This window comes from Williamsia sp. (assembly GCF_016462415.1).
Classification (GTDB): Bacteria; Actinomycetota; Actinomycetes; order Mycobacteriales; family Mycobacteriaceae; genus Williamsia_A.
In genome coordinates, this window is sequence record NZ_JAEMTF010000033.1 from 6,075 (window position 1) to 25,885 (window position 19,811).

The window sequence follows — 19,811 nt, forward strand, 5'->3', positions numbered from 1 at the left end:
TAGAGGCGGATGGCGTCGACGTTGTCGGCCTCGACCTGCAGGTACGCGTTGTCGGCGCCCTGGTCCCGGCCCCACCGGAGCACCTCGGCGACCATCCGGCTGCCGATACCGGTGCCCCGTGCCCGCGGAGCCGTCCACAGACACGCGATTCCGACCCACCGTTGTCCCGAACCGGGATCGGCGCCGAACGGTTCGTCGGAGGTCACCGCCCCGCGTCCGATCGCGACGAGCCCCTGGTCGTCGGAGACCGAGAAGAACGCGAGCATCCCGTCGACCGACGCGGTGAGCACCGCGGTCGCGACATCACCCGCCGACGACCGGCCGGATTCGTCGAGGTAGGCCTGCACCCATCCGGGGGCCGGCACGGTCGACGTGTCCACGTCGACGCCGGCGGTCACCGACAGCGGATCGGTGGATCGCACCATTGCGACGGCCTGGATCTCGAATCGGTCCGGATCGACGTGCGATGCGGGGATGAGACGTTCCACCACTGCACATCTCGTGGCCAGGTCGTGTGCGTGGAAGAACTGCGCCAGCGCGGCGACCGATGTGTCGTCGAGGGTCGCCCCGCGTTCCACGGGCGTCGCGGAATTCGCGCGACGGGTGAACCCGCCGCCGGCGCGGGCGAGCCAGCCGTCGATCACCGCGAAATCCGTTCCCGGCCAACCCCGTGCGGCCGCGATCTCGAGCGACCGGATGTCGGAGTTCCGCACCGGACGGTCCGAGAGCGCCCGCACCGACAGCACCAGCGCGGCCGGGACCGTGATCTCGTCGCCGTCGCGGGCGACGACCACGTCGGCACCCGTCGACACCAACACGCCGGTCACGTCGCTGGCCGTGGCCGACGGGTCACGTCGCCAGTCGCCGGGAGCGCCTGCGCCCTTACGGAATCGGACCACGACACGATCGCCGGGCGAGGGGGACGCGGGGTCAGTCCTCGTCATCGTCCGGGTCGTCGTGACCGAAGGGATCGGGGCCCTCGCCCGGGGTCCAGGTAAGACCCGGCACACCCCAGCCGCTCTTCTTGATCAGCTTCTTGGCCGCGCGTGCGTTTCGGCCCACCAGGACGTCGACGTAGAGGAAACCGTCGAGGTGTCCGGTCTCGTGCTGGAGCATGCGGGCGAAGAACCCGGTGCCCTCGATCTCCACCGGCGCGCCGGTGCGATCGACGCCGGTCACCTTGGCCCATTCGGCTCGCCCGGTGGGGAACTGCTCGCCCGGCACCGACAAGCAGCCCTCGTCGTCGTCATCGGGGTCGGGCATCCCCTCCGGGATCTCGGAGGTCTCGAGCACCGGGTTGATCACCTCGCCACGCAGGCGTTCGGTGCCGCGGGTCTCGCCGCCGGGGCAGTCGTAGACGAAGAAACGCCGACCGACGCCGACCTGGTTCGCGGCCAGTCCGACGCCGTGCGCCGCGTCCATCGTCTCGTACATGTCGTCCAGCAGCGCAACGACATCCGCGGGCGGCCGGCCCTGCGCGTCGAGGGCCACCGGCTCGGTCGCTCGGTGCAGCACCGGCTCGCCGACGATGCAGATGGGGAGAATTGCCATGCGGCACAGATTACTAGTGCTCGACACCGGCACGCCCAACCCGAAATCGGGCCCGGGCCGTGGTTAGATGTTCAACGAACCACATCGATGTAAGTTTCCTTCTCTCCCCTTCGTCGGCTACCGCGACCAGGGGTCGTGGGCAGCGACGATGTGTCGGTAGAGGAGAACCTCAAGGGAGCGAGATGGACGGCGCAACTGCGCGAAGCCAGAAGCGGTCGGGGCAACCCGCCGATTCGGCGAACCAGGCCACCGGGGACCAGGCCGATTCACCCACCTCGAGCACCGGACCCGACGTCAACGGTGGTGACAGCAATGTCGTCGGGGCCGACGGATTGACCCGCCGCGAACACGACATCCTGGCCTTCGAGCGCCAGTGGTGGAAGTACGCCGGCGCGAAGGAAGAAGCCATCAAGGAGCTGTTCGGCCTCTCGGCGACCCGCTACTACCAGGTGCTCAACGCCCTGGTGGACCGGCCGGAGTCGCTCGCGGTCGATCCGATGCTGGTGAAGCGTCTCCGTCGTCTGCGTGCGAGCAGGCAGAAGGCCCGCGCCGCGCGTCGCCTCGGATTCGAGATCACCTGATCGCGTCCGTAGAGTAGCGGCCGTGATGACCCCGGATCGGGAACCCAATCGGCTGCCATTCCGCGCAGGCGCGATGTTGCTGCTCGCGGTGGCTGTCGTGTGCATCGGCCTCGGTTGGCACTCGGCGGTGACGACGACGAGCAGCCCCGAGGCAGATCTCCGTGCGGCGGCTGCGTCGAGCTCGGCGTCCGCGGCCGCACCCAGCACCTCGGCATCGACGAGCGCATCGGCCTCCGGTGCCGGCTCCAGCTCGACCGACCCGAGCAGCTCGTCGACCGCCGGACCGCTCGCCTGTGTCTACAACGCCGGCTCGATCAGCGGTCTCGCCGTCGAGGTCACCGCGTCGTTGAAGTCGAAGGGCTGGCGCGTCGCCGAGCCGGGCAACCTGCAGTCGGCCAGCATCACCGAGAACACCGTCTTCTACCCGTCGGCGCTCGAGTCCGAGGCCGACCGCCTCGTGTCCGACCTGGGCAACGACGCCACCGCCGACCTCAAGCCGTCCTCGTTCACGCAGTGCCGAGGCGGGTTGGCGGTCGTCGTCATCACCCGATAGAGCCGACCGATATGATTCGGCCAGACACGACAGCCAGCTCGGGCGCCGGGAGCGCAGCGGGCGGCGCCGACAACAAGGGAGCCCCTCAGCGATGACCCACCAGCCGACCCCCACCTCTGGTGCACGCGGCCGCACCTCGGTGCGGCGCGCACTCCTGCTCGCGTCCTCGGTGCTCGCCGCGGGAAGCGTGCTGGCGGCGTGCAGCCCCGGCGAGGAGCCCTCGAGCCAGCAGGGCACCACGCCGCCGGTCATCACCGGTGACCAGGCGCCGGGCGGCCTCGGCGTCGGTGAGACCCCCGCGGGCGAGTCCGGCTCGGAGGGCTCGAGCAGCGGCGCGACCGCATCGTTGATCAGCCCGCAGGGCACCCAGGTCGGCACCGCGACGTTCACCACCGAGGGCGCCGAGGTGAAGGTCGACGTCAAGGTGACCTCCGGGATCCCGGCCGGTTTCCACGGCATGCACCTGCACTCGGTCGGCAAGTGTGAGAGTAACTCCGTCGCCCCCACCGGCGGCGCACCCGGCGCCTTCCTCTCGGCCGGTTCGCACCTGCAGGTCGACGGCCGCACCGGCCATCCGGCGAGCGGCGATCTGGTCTCGATGTTCGTCTCCGCGGCGGGCACCGGCGAGACCGTCACCACGAGTGACGCATTCACCATCGGCGACATCGTCGGCAAGTCGATCATGATCCACGCCAATGCCGACAACTTCGCCAACATCCCCACCCGCTATGCGCCTGCACCGGATCAGGAGACCCTGTCGACGGGTGACGCCGGCGGCCGGATCGCCTGCGGAGTCATCGAGCAGGAGTGATCGAGGCCATCGAGTTCCGGGGCTCACCGGCCCCCACCATCGGTGTCGAGTGGGAGTTCGCACTCGTCGACAAGGTGACCGGTGATCTCTCGAATTCGGCTGCCGCGCTGTTCGACCGGGTCGTCGAGCTCGACGACTCGGCGTCGCAGGGTCGTATCCACAAAGAGCTGCTGCGCAACACCGTCGAGTTGGTGACGGGTATCTGCACCACGACCGCCGAGGCGATGGCCGATCTGCGTCGAACGCTGGGAGTCGTGCGCGGAATCGGTGACGACCTGGGTGTCAACCTCTACGGCGGGGGCACCCACCCGTTCGCCGAGTGGTCGACCCAGCAGCTCACCGAGGCGCCGCGCTACGCCGAACTGATCGAGCGGACCCAGTGGTGGGGACGCCAGATGTTGATCTGGGGCGTGCACGTCCACGTCGGGATCGACCGTCGCGACAAGGTGCTGCCGATCGTCAACGCATTGTTGGCGTACTACCCGCACCTGTTGGCGCTCTCGGCGTCGTCACCGATGTGGTCGGGGCAGGACACCGGGTACGCGAGCAACCGGGCGATGATGTTCCAGCAGCTGCCGACTGCCGGTCTGCCGTTCCAGTTCTCGCAGTGGGGCGAGTTCGAGGCGTTCGTCGCCGACCAGAAGACCACCGGGATCATCGACCACGTCAACGAGATCCGCTGGGACATCCGCCCGTCCCCACGGCTGGGCACGGTCGAGGTCCGGGTCTGCGACGGCGCCACGAATGTCCGCGAACTCGAGGCCATCGTCGCGTTGATCCACTGCCTCGTCGTCGACATCGACGCCCAGCTCACCGCAGGCACGCTGCCGCGGGAGATGGCGCCGTGGTTGGTTCAGGAGAACAAGTGGCGCGCGGCCCGGTACGGGCTAGACGCGGTGATCATCCAGGACGCGGACTGCAACGAGCGACTCGTCACCGACGACCTGGCCGACATCCTCACCCGACTCGAGCCGGTGGCCCGGCGACTCGACTGCGTCGACGAGCTTGCCTCGGTCGCCGAGATCACCGGCGGACGCGGCTCGTACCAGCGGCAGCGCACGGTGTTCGAGCGGACCGGCGACATGCGCGACGTCGTGGCGCTCGTCGTCCACGAACTCGGACGCTGAGCGCGACGACTCCGTCGCGGTGTCGAGAGGTCAGACCATCGGGCGCGACGCCTGCGTCTGCAGGTCGAGCGCGAGCAACGCGATGTGGGCGCGTGAGATGCCCTCGGGCAGAGCGAGATCGATGCCGGTGGTCTGGGTGATGCGCCGCAGCCGGTAGTCGACGGTGTTCGGATGGATGTGCATCCGCCGTCCGGTGCTCTTCCGGTTCAACCCGGTCTCGAGGTGCACGCGCAGGGTCTCGAGAAGCTCGGGGTGACTGTCCAACGGGTTCAGCGTGGACGCGAGGTGATCGCGGGCCGGACCCGGTCGGGTGATCTGGTACTCGATGAGCAGGTCCTGCATCTCGTAGAGGCCCGGCGGACGCCGGATCGCGCGGACCAGGTCCATCAGATCGTGCGTCTCGTCGGACAGATCCGGGATCTTCTCGGTGGGGCCGATCGACTGCGTGGCGATGATCGGGGCCTCGGCGTGCACCGACAACTCGGCGAGCAGTTCGTTCGTCAGCAACGGCAGATCGGGATCGGCGGGGACGAGCACGGTGCCGCCGCTGTTGCTGAGCAGTGTCAGCGCCCGCGAGTTGAACATCGTGGCCAGCGCCGACTGCACCCGACGCAGCTTGCGCCGCGCGGCGATCTTGGTGTTGACCCGCGGGTCGAGTTCGTCGGGGTGCGGCGCCATCGACAGCGACACCACCTGGTAGCGATTCGCGATGGGGATGCCGGTCTGACGTGCGACGGCCGACGCGGTGTGGCCCGACAGCAACGCCGACATGAGCGTCTGCGTCGCCGACTGGTGCTGGCTCGCGACGAGTCGCTGCTCCTCGACGTACGCGGTGGCCACGTTGGCGGTGAAGGTGTCGAGCAGCTTCATGACCAGCTTGAACCCGGAGACCAGGTCACCGAGGTCATCGGCGCCGGCCTGCGCGGCGATCAGGTCGAAACCGATCTTGATGCCCTCGTGATACGTGTGGATGATCGTGTCGAGCGGGACGCCCTCGCGCGCCCACTGAGCGGCGGACTCGCGGATCTGGGCGAGCTGCGCGTCCCCGGGAATCGTCTGGTCGTCGAGCATCTCGATGGCCAGACGCAGGCAGGTCTGCGTCACCTGGGTGACGTCACCGTGCAGTTGCTCGCCGGGCAGGGTGCCGCAGGGAACGACGTTGTCGGCGAAGTGGCCGACCATCTCGGTAGCGAGTTTGTTGATGTCGGACAGGGTCCGCGACGCAGGCCGTCCGGCCACCCGGAGTGTTGCGTTGGCCGCGAGGTCGGTGCCCTCGATGGTGTTGATGTCCAGACCCCTGCTTTGAGTCGTCATGGTGTTGCTCCCCGCTCGTATCCCACGCACCCCCGTGCCTGCGCGTGATTAATCCGTGTTGTGGACATTAACGTATAAGATTTCGCTCCGAAAGTGTGCGAATGCACAGTTTCCGTGCCTAACGACATCTCAGTGTGCGGCGCCGGAATCCATGTCCCCGTCGCGCATCAGGTCGTCGCGAGCGCGTTGTTCCTGGTAGGCGAGCCGCCCGATGCGATGTGCGACGACCGGTGCGGTGATCAACGCGAACAGCCCGGAGAGCACGAGCATCCCGAAGTCGACGCTGCCGGAGAGACGGATCATCGCGCCGACCAGGATCAGCAGCAGTCCGAAGGTCTGCGGTTTGGTGGCCGCGTGCATCCGCGTCATGGTGTCCGGAAAGCGCAGCACCCCGATCGAGGCGGTCAACGCGAGCACCGAACCGCTGAGCACCAGTACGGCGACGATGATGTCGGAGATCATGTGCGCTCACTTCCCGGCGACGGTGACCCCGCGTCGACGTCGTCGGATGCGGGCGTCCCGGCGCGGACCACGTCGTCACGGACACGGAAGCGGGCGATGGCGACCGACCCGACGAAGCTGAGCAGCGACAACGCCACGATGGCCGGGACCACGGTGGAGTCCAGACTGTAGGCGGCCCAGACCCCGAGGCTGCACATCGACAACGCGATCAGGGTGTCCAGCGCGACCAGGCGGTCGAGCGTGTTCGGCCCCAGCAGGATCCGGGCGGTGGTGATGATCGCCGCGGCCATCAACAGAACCGCGGCGATGATCCAGACGACCATCATGGTGTGCCTCCCGATTCTGTCCCGCGTGCGGTGTCCGAGACCGGGGCGTCGCGTTTCCCCCGGCCGCCGTCGAGCTGTTTGTCGGTCGCGGTCTGCAGGTGCTCGCGCAAGCTGGAGGGCACGTGGTGGAACTCTTCGTCGATGCCGTGGTACGGACTCGGGTGCCACTCACTGTCGCGCTCGAACGCGCGGATGAACAGCCGCTCCACGGTGGCCACCTGCTTGTAGAAGTCGCGGACCTTCTTCTCGCTGCTCACGTCGAAGACGTGGACGTAGAGCAGCCGACGCCGGTGATCGATCTCGACGACCATCGTGCCGGGGACCAGGTTGAGGTAGTCGACGGCCAGGGTGAGCACCATGTCGGACTTGATCGCCAGGCGCGTCCGGAGCACCGCCGACAGCGGTGGTCGGCGGGGTCGGATCGCGGCGTAGCCCACCTCGGCGCTGGAGACGACGAAGTCCCAGAACAGTCGACCCACGAGCACCACGACGGTGGCCGGGTGGATCCGGCCCTCGACCGGTACCCGGGGGAGCGGGAGCAGGTAGATGATGACCAGCGCCACCACGATCCCGGCGAGGACGTTGGCCCACGAGAGGGTTCCCCACAGCAGGACCCAGACGAAGGTCAGCCAGGCGATGGTCCACAGCCGGACGGCGATCTCGCGGCCGTCGGCGCCGAGCCATCCGAGCAGGTGGACGCGGTTGCGCAGACCCACCGCCAGGCGGGCCAGGTTCCACCAGCAGAACATGAAACTCATCCGCCAGGCGTGGTGGATCCGACCGCGGATCGGCCCCTTGGCCGGTGCGTGTCCCATCGGGCGGGTCATCGCGTCCCTCCCAACACGGCGTCGAGATAGATGTTCGAGTCGGTGAGGTCGGCGGCCGCGGCGTTGGTGAAGTCGAAGATCGGTCCGGCCCACAGGGTCAGAGCCACGCCGGCGACGACCATGATCATCGTCGGCACGACCATGCCCACCGGCATCCGGCCGACGTCGGCACGGTCACCGAACGCGATGTCGCCGGTTTCCTCGACCAGAGCGGATGGTCCGACGTCGGCCATGTCACCCTCGGGGGCGTCGGCGCGCGGACGCCAGAACGCCTTCGTCCAGACGCGGGCCATGACGTAGAGGGTCAGCAGGCTGGTGACCACGGACCCGGCCACTAGCAGCCAGGCGAGGACGCTGCCGTCCTGGACGCCCGCCTCGATCAGCGCCACCTTGCCGATGAACCCGGAGAACGGCGGGATGCCGCCGAGATTGAGGGCGGGGACGAGGAACAACCCGGCCAGCAACGGGCTCGCCGCGAGACCACCGAGCCGCCGCAGCGACGCCGACCCCGCCTGACGTTCGATGAGTCCGACGACCAGGAACAGCGTGGTCTGCACGAGGATGTGGTGCGCCACGTAGAAGATGGCGCCGGACAACCCGAACCGCGATGACAGGGCGATACCGAAGATCATGTAACCGATGTGGCTCACCAGGGTGAACGACAACAGACGCTTGATGTCGGACTGGGCGATGGCACCGAAGATGCCGACCAACATCGTCAACAGACCCGCGACCAGCAGCACCGTGTCCATCGAACCGCCGGGGAACAGCAGGGTGTGCGCCCGGATGATCGCGTACACACCGACCTTGGTGAGCAATCCGGCGAACACGGCGGTGACCGGCGCCGGGGCGGTGGGGTAGGAGTCGGGCAGCCATGTCGACAGCGGGAACACTGCCGCCTTGATGCCGAACGCCACCAGCAACACCGCATAGAGCGCACCGCGTGTGCCCTCGGGGATGTCCTGTAGACGGATGGCCATCTCGGCGAGGTTGAGCGTCCCCGTCGCCGCGTAGGCGAACGCGATGCCCGCCAGGAAGATCAGCGACGACACCATCGACACCATGACGTAGGAGACCCCCGCGCGCACCCGGTCGGCACTGGCACCGAGGGTGAGCAGCACGAAGCTCGCGGCGAGAAGTACCTCGAACGAGACGTAGAGGTTGAACAGGTCGCCCGCGAGGAAGGCGTTGCAGACACCCGCGGTCAATGCGAGGTAGGTCGGCAGGAAGATCGACACCGGCTGTTCGCTCGTGCCGTCGCGGATACCCTGCCCGACGGCGTAGAGGACAACGCACAGCAGCACGGCCGTCGAGACGACCAGCATGAGTGACGAGAGTTGGTCGACCACAAGGGTGATGCCGAGGGGGCCGTTGCTGTAGCCCTTCCCGTCCCAGCCGCCGACGTGCAGGGCGTAGGTGCCGTAGCGGTTGGTCAGATAGAGCAACATGCACGACGCCACGAACGCCGCGGAGATCGCGACGACGGTGACCGCCCGCTGAACACGCGGGCTGCGACCCATCACCAGGGTCAGGGCCGCGCCGCCGAGCGGGACGAGGAACGGGATGACGATCAGGGTTGCGAACCAGTGCTGGTCGATCATGTCCCGCCACCTCCCTTCCCGGTGCTCGCGGTGTCGTCGCTCGGCTCGGGATCGTCGTCGGTGTCGTCCTCGATGAGGTCGTCGGTGGTGTTCTCCGAAACCCCCTCGGGCATGAGGTCGGCCTCGATCCGGTTCCTTTTGCGGGAGCGGATCTCCTCCTCCGACAGCGGGTTCCCCTCGTCGTCGAACATGTCACCGATCTTGGTGTCGGTACCGGTGACGGGGTCGTCGCTGCGGTCGCGGTCGGGCGCACTGGCCAGCGACTGGCTCTTGACCTTGATGTCCTCGGGGTCGTCGTCGACGTCGTCGTCGGTGTTGATGACGAACGAGCGGTAGGCGAGGGCCAGCACGAACGCAGCGATACCCATCGTGATCACGATCGCCGTCAGGACCATCCCCTGCGCGAGCGGATCGGAGTCGCCGGTGCGGCTGTCGGAGTCGCGGCCGTAGATCGGCGGGTTGCCCATGCTCCCGGTGATCGTGATGATCAGCAGGTTGATCGCGTTGCCCACCAACAACAGTCCGAGCAACATCCGGATGAGGCTGCGTTCGAGGAGAAGGTAGACGCCGCACGCGGCGACGAGGCCGACGACGACCAGCAGTCCGAGGTTGACGCTCATCGGGTCACCGTCCCGTCGATCTCGCGTTCGGCGAACGCCGCGTCGTTGGCCGCGCGGGACCCGGCCGCGGTGGTCGCGGTCTCCTCGATGTCCAGGCGCGCGCCGAGGCTGCGCAGTACGTCGAGGACGAGGCCGACGACGATGAGATAGACGCCGAGGTCGAAGAACAACGCGGTGACGAGCTTGATGTGGCCGAGCACCGGCAGGGTGACCTCGAGTGTGGCCGACGACAGGGCCGGGGCCCCGGCGAGCACGGACGCGATAGCCGTCGACACCGACAACCCGAGACCGAGGCCCAGGATGCGGCCGGCGTCGATCGGGATGGCCTCGCCGAGTTCGTATCGACCACCCGCGAGGTAGCGCAGCACCAGCGCCATACCCATGGTGAGGCCGCCGGCGAATCCGCCACCGGGTGCGTTGTGGCCCGCGTAGAAGAAGTAGATCGATGCCACGACCATGGTCGGGAAGATGAGTCGGGTGGTGGCCTCGAGGACCATCGAGCGATGCCGCGGGTCGCGGAAGTCGCTGCCGCGCAACCAGGTGGTGCGTGCCGACGGGATGCCGTCGTCGATGTCGGGGTTCGCGCCCTGCAGGCGGGCGGCGTCGGCGACTCGCGGGGCCGAGCCGAAGCGGCGGTGGCGGAAGACCATCGACGCGACACCGGTGGCCGCCACGAGCAGCACCGACACCTCACCGAGGGTGTCCCACGCGCGGATGTCGACGAGCAGGACGTTGACGGCGTTCGCGCCGTTGCCCAGTTTGTAGGCCGCCTCGGGGATGTCGACGTGCATCGGGATGGTGCTGCGCGCACCCGCGGCGAACAGGCCGACCACGACGAGCAGGGCGCCGAAGGCCAGGCCGATCAGGGCACGCAGCGGCTTGAACCCGGTGGTGTGACGCGCCTCGGCCTCGGCGGGGAGCTTGCGCAGCACCAGCACGAAGATGACCAGCGTCAGCGTCTCGACGAGGAACTGCGTCAGCGCGAGGTCGGGGGCGCCGTAGAACGCGAACAGCATCCCGCAGCCGTAACCGGTGACACCGACGACCAGGGCGGCGGCCAGACGGTTGCGCAGCAGGGTCGCCGAGATGGCGGCGGCGACCATGATCCCGCCGATCACGACCTGGATCGCCGAGTCGAAACCGTTGACGTCCAACCGGTTCCGTGCGCCGAGGAACAACGCGACGGTCGGCACGATGATCAGGGTGACCATGATGACGCCCTGGGTCAGCGGCAGCGAACCGCGCTGGGTGACCCGGGTCAGCGCCAGTGAGGCGGTGTCGGCGCCGCGCAGCACGTAGTCGTAGATGCGGTCGGCGTTGCCCAGCGGCGGCGAGGTGAATCCCAGACGCCGACGCCGGCGACGCAGCAGCAGGAACACGGTGACACCACCGACGATGACGATCGCGGTGAGCAGCAGCGGAAGCTTGAACCCGTGCCACAGGGCGAGGTGCTCGATCTCGTGACCGTGCGCGGGCAGCGTCTTCGCGTACGGCTCGAACAGCGAGCCGAGCGGACCGGAGGCGAATCCCGCGGCCACACCGAGCAGGGCCAGCAACCCGGCGGGCGCCATGAACGCCGCGGACGGGTGGTGCATCTTGGCCACGGCCAGGCTCGGCTCGCGGCGCACCTTGCGGCCGAACGCACCGGCGAGGAACCGGACCGTGTAGGCCATCGTCAGGATCGACCCGAAGACCAGGATCGCCGTCGCGGCCACCGATTGCCACGTGGTCAGCGCCCCGGTCTCGGCGACCGCACCGAGCGCGGCCTCCTTGCCGACGAAGCCGATGGTGATGGGCAGGCCGGCCATGCTCGCCGCGGACACACTCGCAATGATCGCCAGCGCCGGGGACGCGGCGCCGAGGCGGGCGAGTTTGCGGACGTCGCGGGTACCGGTCGAGTGGTCGATGATACCGACGACCATGAACAGCGACGCCTTGAACAGGGCATGGGCCACCAACATCGCGATCCCGGCGAGCGCGACGTTGGTGTCACCGATGCCGACGAGCACCATCAGGAAGCCGAGTTGGGACACGGTCCCGAACGCCAGGATGAGCTTGAGGTCGAACTCGCGCAGCGAGCGCCATCCGCCCAGCACCATCGTCAGCAGGCCGAGTCCGACAACGGTCACCTGCCAGGCGACGTCGTCGGAGAAGCCCGGGGCCAGACGCGCGACCAGGAAGATGCCGGCCTTGACCATCGCGGCCGCGTGCAGATAGGCGCTGACCGGCGTCGGGGCCGCCATGGCACCGGGCAGCCAGAAGTGGAACGGGACGATCGCCGACTTGCTGATCGCGCCGATGAGGATGAGTACGACCGCGATGCTGATCAACATCCCCGACGGTGGGTCGGCCAGGATGTCGGAGAGCAGGTAGCTGCCCGCACGCTCGCCGAGCATGACGATGCCGGCCAGCATCGCGAGACCGCCCGCGGTGGTCACCAACAGGGCCTGTGTCGCGGCCCGGCGGGATGTCGCGCGCTGCGCGTAGAAGCCGACGAGCAGGAACGACAGGACCGTCGTCGCTTCCCAGAAGATGTAGAGCACGATCATGTTGTCGCTGGTGACCAGGCCGAACATGGCGAAGGTGAACGCGACCATCTGCGCGGCGAAACCCGCGACCCGGCGCTTGATCTCGTCGAAGTACTCGGCGCAGTAGCAGAGGACGAGCGCGCCGACGCCGAGCACGAGGATCGACATGACCGCGGCGAGGGTGTCCATGCGCAGGACGATGTCCATCTGCAGCGCGGGGACCCAGGTGATGGTCTCGGTGCGGGGCGGAGCGCCCTCGGAGGGCCAGTCGGCGATGACGGCGACCATCGACGCCGCCGGGGCGACGGCGAGGAGATAGAACCCTCGACGGCCGAGCCAGGAGATGATCGCAGGTGCAGCCAGGGCCGTGAGGGCCAGGGCAACCAGAATCGCGATCAACGCAGCACTCCGTCGTATCGATGGGCGGGGTGTCGGGCGGCGCAGGAAAGTCGAGCTCACTGCGATAACCGTCTCTTCACCCTACCGTCGGGCCTGCTCGCGCGACGATCGGGTCGTCGGGCGGTGCTCGGCGCGCAATCCGACCGGATGGCACGATACGGTGCGACCCGAGTGGTCGTCGGTATGGATGTTCTCGGTCGAGGGGTGGCGCGATGCGTGGTGCGGATGAGGCAGCGATGACGGGTCGAGAAGGTGTGCACGGTGCTCGGGCGTCGTGGTGGGCGGCGGCGCTGGCGGTGCTGGCGTTGTTCGTGCTCGCAGGCTGCGGCTCCGACGACTCCTCGCCCGCCCAGCCGAGCGGCCCGTCCGGAGTGGCTCTGCCCGACGACTTCCCCACCGATCAGGTGCCGCTCATCAGCGGCGCGGTGCTCTCGGCGGGTGGATCGGCCGACGAGGGCTGGAATCTCACCGTGCAGGGTCCGGCCGATACGACCGCCGCGCTCGACAGTGCCGTGAAGACCCTCACCGGTGGGGGCTTCAAAGAGGTGCAGAAGACCACCGACGGAGGCAATCAGGTGGTGGTCCTGACCGCGTCGAAGGTCGGCAAGACCTACACCGTCGAGGTCGGCAGTGTCGCGGGCGCCGCGGGCGGACCCAACTCGGTGTTCTACCAGGTGTCGGCGTCCTGACCGACGCGCGCACGATCACGAGCTGAATCACAGAAACCGGACAGCTCGCGCACAGATCCGGTCGTTATCAAGGACGTCGACACCGGTCGTCCGACGGTGTCGCGACCGCGGTGACCGGCGTGCACGGCCCGCCTGACGACAAGCGAGAGATCTGTGACCACCACACCCGTTTCACCGGCTGCCGAGGGTTCCCAGCAGCGCGAACCCCAGCAGCACCCCGGTCGGTACGAGTTCGTCCCGACCGGATTCGCCCACCCCGACGCGACCGATCGGATCGTGGCGGGGCCGCGGCCGTCGTTCGCGCAGTCGATGGGCGCGCGCAGCACCGAGTTCAAGAACGCCCTGATCGCCGGCGGGGTCGGGATCGCGGTCGCGTTCCTCGCCGCCGGTTTCGGTCTGGGGTACTGGGCCGGTGACGCCGGCTCGTCGTCCACGCCGCAGTCCGGCGTCTCGCAGATGGGCCCGGGCCAGGCCGGCTCGGGTCAGATGGGTTCGGGCCAGATGGGTTCGGGCCAGGCCGGCGGACAGTTCGGTGGGACCCAGAACGGTGTCCCGGGTGGGGCCTTCGGCGGTCAGACCCAGGACGGGACCGACGGGGCAGCCGGGTCGGGCACGGGGACCGGCACCACGACCGGCTAGATCGTCATCGTCGCTCGGGGCGGCGCAGTCCGAGTCGTGCCTCGGACTTGCGCGGCCTCGTGCGCGAGACCTGGCGACGGGCCCGCCGCTCGAGACGACGTTCGCGCGGCGGGGTGTCCCACTCCTCGGGTCGCTTCTCCACCCAGCGCCGGGATCGCCAGGCGAACGGGATGTGCAGCAGGTATCCGAGGATGGCCACGAACATCAGGATGTACGGGAACGTCACCAGCAGTGCGGCGCCCACGGCGACCAGGATCAGCAGGCCCACCAGCGCGCGGGGCGGGATCGCGAACGACTTGAGGGACGCGGTCGGGATACGGCTCACCGCGAGGGCCGCGGTCAGCATCATCCACGAGCCGACCGCCGCCGCAGAGGTCCACCAGCCGTAGCCGAACTGCTGTTCGGCGGCGATGGGCAGCAACGCGATCAGCGCTGCCGCGGGGGCAGGCACCCCGACGAAGAAGTCCTTCGTGAACTTCGGTGCGCTGGTGTCGTCGAGCAGGGTGTTGAAACGGGCCAGACGCAACACGATCGCGCAGGTGTAGATCAGCGCCAGCACCCAGCCGCTGTCCTCACCGCGCAACAACACGAGATAGATGGTGAGTGCGGGTGCGACGCCGAAGTTGATCGCGTCGGCGAGCGAGTCGAGCTCGGCGCCGATGCGGGTCGTCGCCCCGAGCAGCCGGGCGATCCGCCCGTCGACACCGTCGAGAAGTGCTGCGGCGGCGATCATCCCGACCGCGAGGTCGATGCGTTCGTCGAGTGCGAACTTCGCCGCCGACAGGCCTGCGCAGATGGCCAGCACGGTGATCGCCGACGGCAACAGCAGTCGGCCCCCGCCCAGGTCGGGAACGCGGGATCGGTTCTCCGACACGCTCGCTCGAAGTCGGCGGCGGCGCGATTCACGAGGAGAGCGGTAGGGGGTGCGAACGCGGGGACGCGGCGAGTCGATCATGTCGACACCGGCGCATCCAGGGTGGCGAGAACGGTTTCCGCGCCCACCGCGCGCTGTCCGACGAGGACCGTGGGGACGGTCCCGGCCGGTAGGTACACGTCGACACGTGAGCCGAACCGGATCAGCCCGTAGGTCTCACCGAGTTCGACCCGGTCGCCGACCGCGCGCTCGCAGACGATCCGACGTGCTATCAATCCGGCGATCTGCACGACACCGACGTCGATCGCCGCGTCACCGCTCCCGGTGGACGTCCGGATGCGCATGCTGACGCGCTCGTTGTCGATGCTCGCCGCGGGCAGGTCGGCGGAGAGGAACTGGCCGGGGGTGTGCACGACGGAGACGACCTCACCGGCCACCGGTGCACGCTGGACGTGGACGTCGAACACGCTGAGGAATGTCGACACCCGCGGCAGCGGCTGGTCGCCGAGCCCCAGGTCGACCGGCGGGACCGTCTCGTCGACGATCGTGATCTCGCCGTCGGCGGGCGCCACCACGGCACCGGCGACGACCGGCGGGACGCGGGTGGGGTGTCGGAAGAACGTGGCACTCGCGAGGGCGAGCGCGGTCGCAGGGGTACGAATCCACCGGTGTCGGCGTGCGAGCACCGCGACCGCGGCGGGACCGGCGACGAACGGGATCCCTGCGGGATGCATCGTCGGGACGGTGTGTCGGATCAGCTCCGCGACGTGCGCGATACCGGTGGTGTGTTCGGTGACCGCGCCGCCCTCGGGCGCCCCCGCAATTCCCGGGCGATCGATCCCCGTCTTCGGGCGTCTCGCCACGTCGTTCTGCCTCCCGCTGTCGTCCAACGCCGGTCTGCGTTGTCGCATTCAGGGTAGAGGGTAGGGGTCGAGGGACCTGCCTGCTCCTTCTACGATCGACGTGATCGCAGGTCAACCGCTCAATCGAGCAGGATGACCTCCACGGTGGCCCCGGCCGAGACGTCGTCGGCGTCGGCGTCGATGTCGATGAGCGCGTTGGCCGAGGCGAGGAACCTCAGGTGGTGCGAACTCGGCGGCCCGATGGGGATGACCGAGCCGACACCGTCCGCCCCGCCCGCGTGGGTGAACACCCCGCGTCGGAACTGGCGCTTGCCCCGGGGTGAGCGCAGATCGTCGGCCAGGGTGGCCCGGATCCGACGACGGTGTGCGAGCAGACCCATGGCGTCGCGCAGGGGTGGTCGGACGAAGATCTCGAACGACACCTGCGCGCTCACGGGGTTGCCCGGAAGGGTCACGATGGGGACCGTGGTGCCGGTCGCGCTGGTGTATCGACCGCTGCCCTGGGGCATGCCCGGTTGCATCGCGACCTTGAGGAAGTCGACGCCCTGACCGGTCAGGGCGTCCTTGACCACCTCGTAGGCGCCCGCGCTGACACCACCCGAGGTGAGGATCAGGTCGACCTCGGTGGGCCCGTCGATCATCTCGTCGAGGCGCGCCCGGAACTGCCCGACGTCGTCGGGGACGAAGTGCACCAGGGTCGCCTCGCCGCCCGCGGATCGGACGGCGGCACACAGCATCGCACCGTTGCTCTCGTAGATCTGCCCGTGCTCGAGCGGGTTGCCGGGCGCGATGAGTTCCGACCCGGTCGAGAGCACCACGACGTGCAGCGGGGCGGTGACCTCCACCTCGGCGACACCGAGTGCGGCGAGCAGACCGATCTGGGAGGACCCGATCACCGTCCCGGTGAGCAGGGCCGGTTCACCCGCCTCGATGTCGGAGCCGGCGCGCCGCACGGCGGTGCCGACGGCAACCGACCCGTGAATCGAGACCCTCTGGTCGCCGCCGTCGGTGAGTTCGACCTGGACCACCGCGTCGGCGCCCGCGGGCATCGGGGCGCCGGTCATGATCCGGTGGACGGTGCCCTCGGTGAGGGTGAGCGGATCGGTGCGCCCGGCCGGGATGTCCTCGGCCACCGGGAGGCGCACGGGCTCATCCGCCGAGGCGCCGGCGATGTCGGCGGCACGCACGGCGTATCCGTCCATCGCGGAGTTGTCGAAGCCGGGCAGACTGACCGCCGCTGCGACGTCGACGGCCAGGGCGCGGCCGAGTGCATCGGCGATCGGGACCCGCACCGTCCGTGCCGGTCCGAACAACGAGGCGACGTGGGCCTGGTGGTCGGACACCGACCGCAGCGGGGCGGTCACCGGGTGCCGAACGACCGCAGGAACAACGCCTCCGACAGTGCGGTCCGCGCGATCTCGGTCGGATCGACGCTCTCGTTCGGGGCGTGGATCCGACACCGCGGCTCCTCCACCCCGAGCAGGGCGATCTCCGCGCGCGGGCAGATCTCGGAGAGCACCGTGCACAGCGGGATCGACCCGCCCTGCCCGGAATGGGCGACCGGCGCACCGTAGGCCTGTTCCATCGCCTCACTCAGCGCGCGATAGCCGGGGCCGGTGGTGTCGGCGGCGAACGGCGCGCCGGTGGCCTCCGGGTCGACGACAACCTGTGCGTGCCAGGGGATGTGCGCCTGCAGATGCCGGGTCAGCGCGTCGAGCGCGATCGCGGGATCCATCCCCGGCGGCACACGGAGATTGAGCATGGCCGCGGCGGTCGGGACGATCGCGGCGGCGGCCTCGGCGGTTCGCGGGGCGTCGAGCCCGATGACGGTGACCGCCGGTCGGGCCCACACCATGTCGGCGGGCGCGCCCGAGCCGATGATGTCGACACCGTCGAGAATCGTTGCGTCCGTCCGGAACACGTCGGGGTCGTAGGGTGCACCCGCCCAGGTCTGGTCGGAGTCGAGGCCGTCGATGGTGGTGTTGCCGTCGGCGTCACGCAGGCTGGCCAGTCCCGCGACGAGGGCGGCCAGTGCGTCCGGTGCCGCGCCACCGAACTGGCCGGAGTGCACGTCGGAGCCCAGGGTCGAGACGGTCACCTTCACGTTGACCACACCGCGCAGGCTGGTGGTCAGGGTCGGGGTGCCCACCGCGACGTTGCCGGTGTCCCCGATCAGGATCATGTCGGCGTCGAAGAGTTCCGGACGCTCACGGGCGAGATGGTCGAGCCCTTCGCCGCCGGCCTCCTCGGATCCCTCGATGACGACCCGGATCCCGCAGGCGAGATCGTCGCCGACCGCGCGCAACGCGGTCAGGTGGGCGATCACGTTGCCCTTGCAGTCGGCGGTGCCGCGTCCGTACCAACGGCCGTCGCGCTCGGTGAGGGTGAAGGCGGGGGAGTGCCAGAGAGCGGTGTCGCCGGCGGGCTGGACGTCGTGATGGCTGTAGAGCAGCACCGTCGGCGAGCCGTCGGGGCCGGGCCGATGTCCGACGACGGCGGTGCTGCCGTCGGAGGTGGTGATGGACTCGCACGGCACCCCGACCTCGGCGAACGCGTCGGCAACCCAGGAGGCGGCGTCGGCGCACGCTGCGCGCTGGTCGGGTGCGATGTGCACGGACGGGAAGGCGACCAGGGAGGTCAGATCCGCCTGGGCGCGGGGCATCAGGCGGTCGACGCCCTCGGTGAGATCGGTGAGCGTGGACATGAATCTCAGCATGCCACCTCGCGGCCGTGTGACCCGGTGGTCGCGTACTGCATGGTCACCGTGTGGCGACTAGATTTCCCCTATGGCCGAGGGATTGCTGCTGGACATCGACGGGGTGCTGGTCACCTCGTGGCAGCCGCTGCCCGGAGCTGTCGAGGCGCTCGCGACGCTGACCGAACGCCGGATCCCCCGACTGTTCCTCACCAACACCACCTCGAAGTCGCGCGCGCAGATCGCCGCCGCGCTGACCGACTGCGGTTTCGACGTCGCCGCCGACGAGATCCTCAGCGCGGCCAAGCTGACCGCGGAGTACCTGGAGGCGGAGTACCCCGGCAAGCGGACGTGGGTGCTCAACGACGGCCCGGTCGCCGACGACATGGACGGGGTGTCGCTGTGCGCGGCCGACGACGACCCCGAGGTGGTCGTGCTCGGCGGCGCCGGGCCCGAGTTCACCCACGACGCCATCTCGCGGGTGTTGGAGTTGATGATCTCCGGGGTCCCGGTGGTGGCGATGCACCGATCGATGACGTGGTCGACCGACCGCGGCATGATGATCGACACCGGCGTGTACCTCGAAGGCCTGGAAAAGGCTGCCGGAGCGAAGATCCGGGCGATCGGCAAGCCGTCGCCGGTGGGGTTCCGGGCGGCGGTGGAGGCGATGGGCATCGAACCCACGTCGGTGGTGATGGTCGGTGACGACCTGCACAACGACGTCCTCGGGGCGCAGGCCGCGGCTCTGATCGGGGTGCTGGTTCGGACCGGCAAGTTCCGCTCGGACGCCTTGGCGACGGTGCAGAGCGACGAGTTCGGCCCGGTGCCCGATCACGTCATCGACTCCGTCGCCGATCTACCCGCGCTGTGGGACGAGATGGCGTCAGAGCGCGGACGCCGATGACGCGACGGATCCGGAGACCGTCGAACGAGACGGCGGTGGCGGGTGCGGTCGCGCTGCTGGGAATCCTCCCGGCGGTATCCGGCGCGCGGGGCATTCTCGAAGGCCCCCCGAGTGCGCCCGGCGGAGGCACGACCACGCCGAGTGTGGACAGCGAATACCGGTTCGTGAACGTCTTCTGGTTCGCCGCGGGGCCGGGTCTGTGGTGGTCGGCGGCCGCACCACGTGAGCGTGCGACGACCTCGAGGATCCTGCTCGGTCTCGCCGCCGCCGGCGGTGTGCCCCGGCTGCTGTCGTGGCGGGCCGTCGGCCGGCCGCACCCGGTCTTCCAGGCCGCGACCGCGCTCGAGCTGATCGGTGTACCAGCGGTCCTGCTCTGGCATCGGTCGGTGTTCGGCCGAGACACCGAGTCCTCGTGATCGTCGACATTCGCTGACTCATCGGTCCACA

General features: G+C 69.1%; 20 protein-coding genes and 1 pseudogene. 8 read left to right on the plus strand and 13 right to left on the minus strand.

The window, feature by feature from the left end; translation table 11 throughout:
- Together JHC79_RS10245 and JHC79_RS10250 are read right to left on the minus strand one after the other, a co-directional pair.
- Positions 1 to 944 (minus strand): N-acetyltransferase (locus JHC79_RS10245; protein ID WP_296390292.1); only part of this gene is annotated, 944 nt, incomplete at its 3' end.
- On the minus strand, positions 931 to 1,551 hold the full coding sequence (locus tag JHC79_RS10250) for a peptide deformylase (RefSeq protein ID WP_296390294.1): 621 nt from the start codon (positions 1,549 to 1,551) through the stop codon (positions 931 to 933). The genes JHC79_RS10250 and JHC79_RS10245, both read right to left, overlap by 14 nt.
- Positions 1,552 to 1,733: 182 nt before the next feature.
- On the opposite strand from JHC79_RS10250, the gene JHC79_RS10255 reads away from it, so the two are divergent.
- The 4 genes from JHC79_RS10255 (at position 1,734) to JHC79_RS10270 (ending at position 4,623) form a co-directional block, all read left to right on the plus strand.
- Positions 1,734 to 2,132 carry a DUF3263 domain-containing protein gene (locus JHC79_RS10255; RefSeq protein WP_296390296.1) on the plus strand — a complete coding sequence of 133 codons (399 nt, stop codon included), beginning with the start codon at positions 1,734 to 1,736 and terminating at the stop codon, positions 2,130 to 2,132.
- A gap of 25 nt (positions 2,133 to 2,157) precedes the next feature.
- Positions 2,158 to 2,685, plus strand: coding sequence for a LytR C-terminal domain-containing protein (locus tag JHC79_RS10260; protein ID WP_296390359.1), 528 nt, complete (start codon positions 2,158 to 2,160; stop codon positions 2,683 to 2,685).
- Positions 2,686 to 2,776: 91 nt separating this feature from the next.
- Complete coding sequence (locus JHC79_RS10265) at positions 2,777 to 3,496, plus strand: superoxide dismutase family protein (protein ID WP_296390298.1); 720 nt, start codon at positions 2,777 to 2,779, stop codon at positions 3,494 to 3,496.
- The gene (locus JHC79_RS10270; RefSeq protein WP_296390362.1) at positions 3,496 to 4,623 is read left to right on the plus strand and encodes a glutamate--cysteine ligase; all 1,128 of its coding nucleotides are present in this window, start codon (positions 3,496 to 3,498) and stop codon (positions 4,621 to 4,623) included. Before JHC79_RS10265 ends, JHC79_RS10270 begins: the two co-directional genes overlap by 1 nt.
- Before the next feature lie 30 nt (positions 4,624 to 4,653).
- On the opposite strand, the gene JHC79_RS10275 is transcribed toward JHC79_RS10270, so the two are convergent.
- From JHC79_RS10275 to JHC79_RS10305, 7 genes and pseudogenes are all read right to left on the minus strand, one after another.
- Entirely contained in the window at positions 4,654 to 5,937 is a 1,284-nt protein-coding gene (locus tag JHC79_RS10275; protein WP_296390300.1) for a CdaR family transcriptional regulator, read from the minus strand.
- A 129-nt stretch (positions 5,938 to 6,066) separates the two neighbouring features.
- The gene (mnhG, locus tag JHC79_RS10280; RefSeq protein WP_253660328.1) at positions 6,067 to 6,399 is read right to left on the minus strand and encodes a monovalent cation/H(+) antiporter subunit G; all 333 of its coding nucleotides are present in this window, start codon (positions 6,397 to 6,399) and stop codon (positions 6,067 to 6,069) included.
- 71 nt (positions 6,400 to 6,470) lie between these two features.
- Positions 6,471 to 6,725: pseudogene (locus tag JHC79_RS10285) on the minus strand (monovalent cation/H+ antiporter complex subunit F); the annotation flags it as partial.
- Entirely contained in the window at positions 6,722 to 7,552 is an 831-nt protein-coding gene (locus tag JHC79_RS10290) for a Na+/H+ antiporter subunit E (protein WP_296390304.1), read from the minus strand. The pseudogene JHC79_RS10285 and the gene JHC79_RS10290, both read right to left, overlap by 4 nt.
- Positions 7,549 to 9,153, minus strand: coding sequence for a Na+/H+ antiporter subunit D (locus JHC79_RS10295; RefSeq protein WP_296390307.1), 1,605 nt, complete (start codon positions 9,151 to 9,153; stop codon positions 7,549 to 7,551). The genes JHC79_RS10290 and JHC79_RS10295 overlap by 4 nt, the downstream gene beginning before the upstream one ends.
- Positions 9,150 to 9,773 (minus strand): Na(+)/H(+) antiporter subunit C, encoded by a 624-nt coding sequence (locus JHC79_RS10300; protein WP_296390309.1) that lies wholly within the window; start codon positions 9,771 to 9,773, stop codon positions 9,150 to 9,152. Before JHC79_RS10300 ends, JHC79_RS10295 begins: the two co-directional genes overlap by 4 nt.
- Entirely contained in the window at positions 9,770 to 12,700 is a 2,931-nt protein-coding gene (locus tag JHC79_RS10305) for a Na+/H+ antiporter subunit A (protein ID WP_296390311.1), read from the minus strand. Before JHC79_RS10305 ends, JHC79_RS10300 begins: the two co-directional genes overlap by 4 nt.
- A 236-nt stretch (positions 12,701 to 12,936) precedes the next feature.
- On the opposite strand from JHC79_RS10305, the gene JHC79_RS10310 reads away from it, so the two are divergent.
- Both JHC79_RS10310 and JHC79_RS10315 read left to right on the plus strand, forming a co-directional pair.
- The gene (locus JHC79_RS10310; RefSeq protein WP_296390313.1) at positions 12,937 to 13,389 is read left to right on the plus strand and encodes a hypothetical protein; all 453 of its coding nucleotides are present in this window, start codon (positions 12,937 to 12,939) and stop codon (positions 13,387 to 13,389) included.
- Between the two features lie 153 nt (positions 13,390 to 13,542).
- Positions 13,543 to 14,028, plus strand: coding sequence for a hypothetical protein (locus JHC79_RS10315; protein ID WP_296390315.1), 486 nt, complete (start codon positions 13,543 to 13,545; stop codon positions 14,026 to 14,028).
- A 4-nt stretch (positions 14,029 to 14,032) separates the two neighbouring features.
- On the opposite strand, the gene JHC79_RS10320 is transcribed toward JHC79_RS10315, so the two are convergent.
- From JHC79_RS10320 to JHC79_RS10335, 4 genes are all read right to left on the minus strand, one after another.
- A complete protein-coding gene (locus JHC79_RS10320) occupies positions 14,033 to 14,983 on the minus strand; it encodes a phosphatidylcholine/phosphatidylserine synthase (protein ID WP_296390317.1) in 951 nt (316 codons plus the stop codon).
- A complete protein-coding gene (locus JHC79_RS10325) occupies positions 14,980 to 15,678 on the minus strand; it encodes a phosphatidylserine decarboxylase (protein WP_296390363.1) in 699 nt (232 codons plus the stop codon). The genes JHC79_RS10320 and JHC79_RS10325 overlap by 4 nt, the downstream gene beginning before the upstream one ends.
- 206 nt (positions 15,679 to 15,884) lie before the next feature.
- On the minus strand, positions 15,885 to 17,117 hold the full coding sequence (gene glp, locus JHC79_RS10330; RefSeq protein WP_296390365.1) for a gephyrin-like molybdotransferase Glp: 1,233 nt from the start codon (positions 17,115 to 17,117) through the stop codon (positions 15,885 to 15,887).
- 8 nt (positions 17,118 to 17,125) lie between these two features.
- Positions 17,126 to 18,469 (minus strand): dipeptidase, encoded by a 1,344-nt coding sequence (locus JHC79_RS10335; protein WP_296390320.1) that lies wholly within the window; start codon positions 18,467 to 18,469, stop codon positions 17,126 to 17,128.
- Between the two features lie 82 nt (positions 18,470 to 18,551).
- Between JHC79_RS10335 and JHC79_RS10340 the strand changes: the two genes are divergently transcribed.
- Together JHC79_RS10340 and JHC79_RS10345 are read left to right on the plus strand one after the other, a co-directional pair.
- Positions 18,552 to 19,364 carry an HAD-IIA family hydrolase gene (locus JHC79_RS10340; protein ID WP_296390322.1) on the plus strand — a complete coding sequence of 271 codons (813 nt, stop codon included), beginning with the start codon at positions 18,552 to 18,554 and terminating at the stop codon, positions 19,362 to 19,364.
- 35 nt (positions 19,365 to 19,399) lie between these two features.
- Positions 19,400 to 19,780 (plus strand): DUF4345 domain-containing protein, encoded by a 381-nt coding sequence (locus JHC79_RS10345; RefSeq protein WP_296390324.1) that lies wholly within the window; start codon positions 19,400 to 19,402, stop codon positions 19,778 to 19,780.
- Positions 19,781 to 19,811: the final 31 nt, after the last annotated feature.

Bases quoted from the DNA above. Each gene is read 5' to 3' on its own strand.
- JHC79_RS10320 (WP_296390317.1), bottom strand. From the start codon at position 14,983: ATGATCGACTCGCCGCGTCCCCGCGTTCGCACCCCCTACCGCTCTCCT.
- JHC79_RS10340 (WP_296390322.1), top strand. From the start codon at position 18,552: ATGGCCGAGGGATTGCTGCTGGACATCGACGGGGTGCTGGTCACCTCG.
- JHC79_RS10290 (WP_296390304.1), bottom strand. From the start codon at position 7,552: ATGACCCGCCCGATGGGACACGCACCGGCCAAGGGGCCGATCCGCGGT.
- JHC79_RS10265 (WP_296390298.1), top strand. From the start codon at position 2,777: ATGACCCACCAGCCGACCCCCACCTCTGGTGCACGCGGCCGCACCTCG.
- JHC79_RS10250 (WP_296390294.1), bottom strand. From the start codon at position 1,551: ATGGCAATTCTCCCCATCTGCATCGTCGGCGAGCCGGTGCTGCACCGA.
- JHC79_RS10310 (WP_296390313.1), top strand. From the start codon at position 12,937: ATGACGGGTCGAGAAGGTGTGCACGGTGCTCGGGCGTCGTGGTGGGCG.
- JHC79_RS10335 (WP_296390320.1), bottom strand. From the start codon at position 18,469: ATGTCCACGCTCACCGATCTCACCGAGGGCGTCGACCGCCTGATGCCC.
- JHC79_RS10300 (WP_296390309.1), bottom strand. From the start codon at position 9,773: ATGAGCGTCAACCTCGGACTGCTGGTCGTCGTCGGCCTCGTCGCCGCG.
- JHC79_RS10295 (WP_296390307.1), bottom strand. From the start codon at position 9,153: ATGATCGACCAGCACTGGTTCGCAACCCTGATCGTCATCCCGTTCCTC.
- JHC79_RS10275 (WP_296390300.1), bottom strand. From the start codon at position 5,937: ATGACGACTCAAAGCAGGGGTCTGGACATCAACACCATCGAGGGCACC.
- mnhG (WP_253660328.1), bottom strand. From the start codon at position 6,399: ATGATCTCCGACATCATCGTCGCCGTACTGGTGCTCAGCGGTTCGGTG.
- JHC79_RS10260 (WP_296390359.1), top strand. From the start codon at position 2,158: ATGACCCCGGATCGGGAACCCAATCGGCTGCCATTCCGCGCAGGCGCG.
- JHC79_RS10255 (WP_296390296.1), top strand. From the start codon at position 1,734: ATGGACGGCGCAACTGCGCGAAGCCAGAAGCGGTCGGGGCAACCCGCC.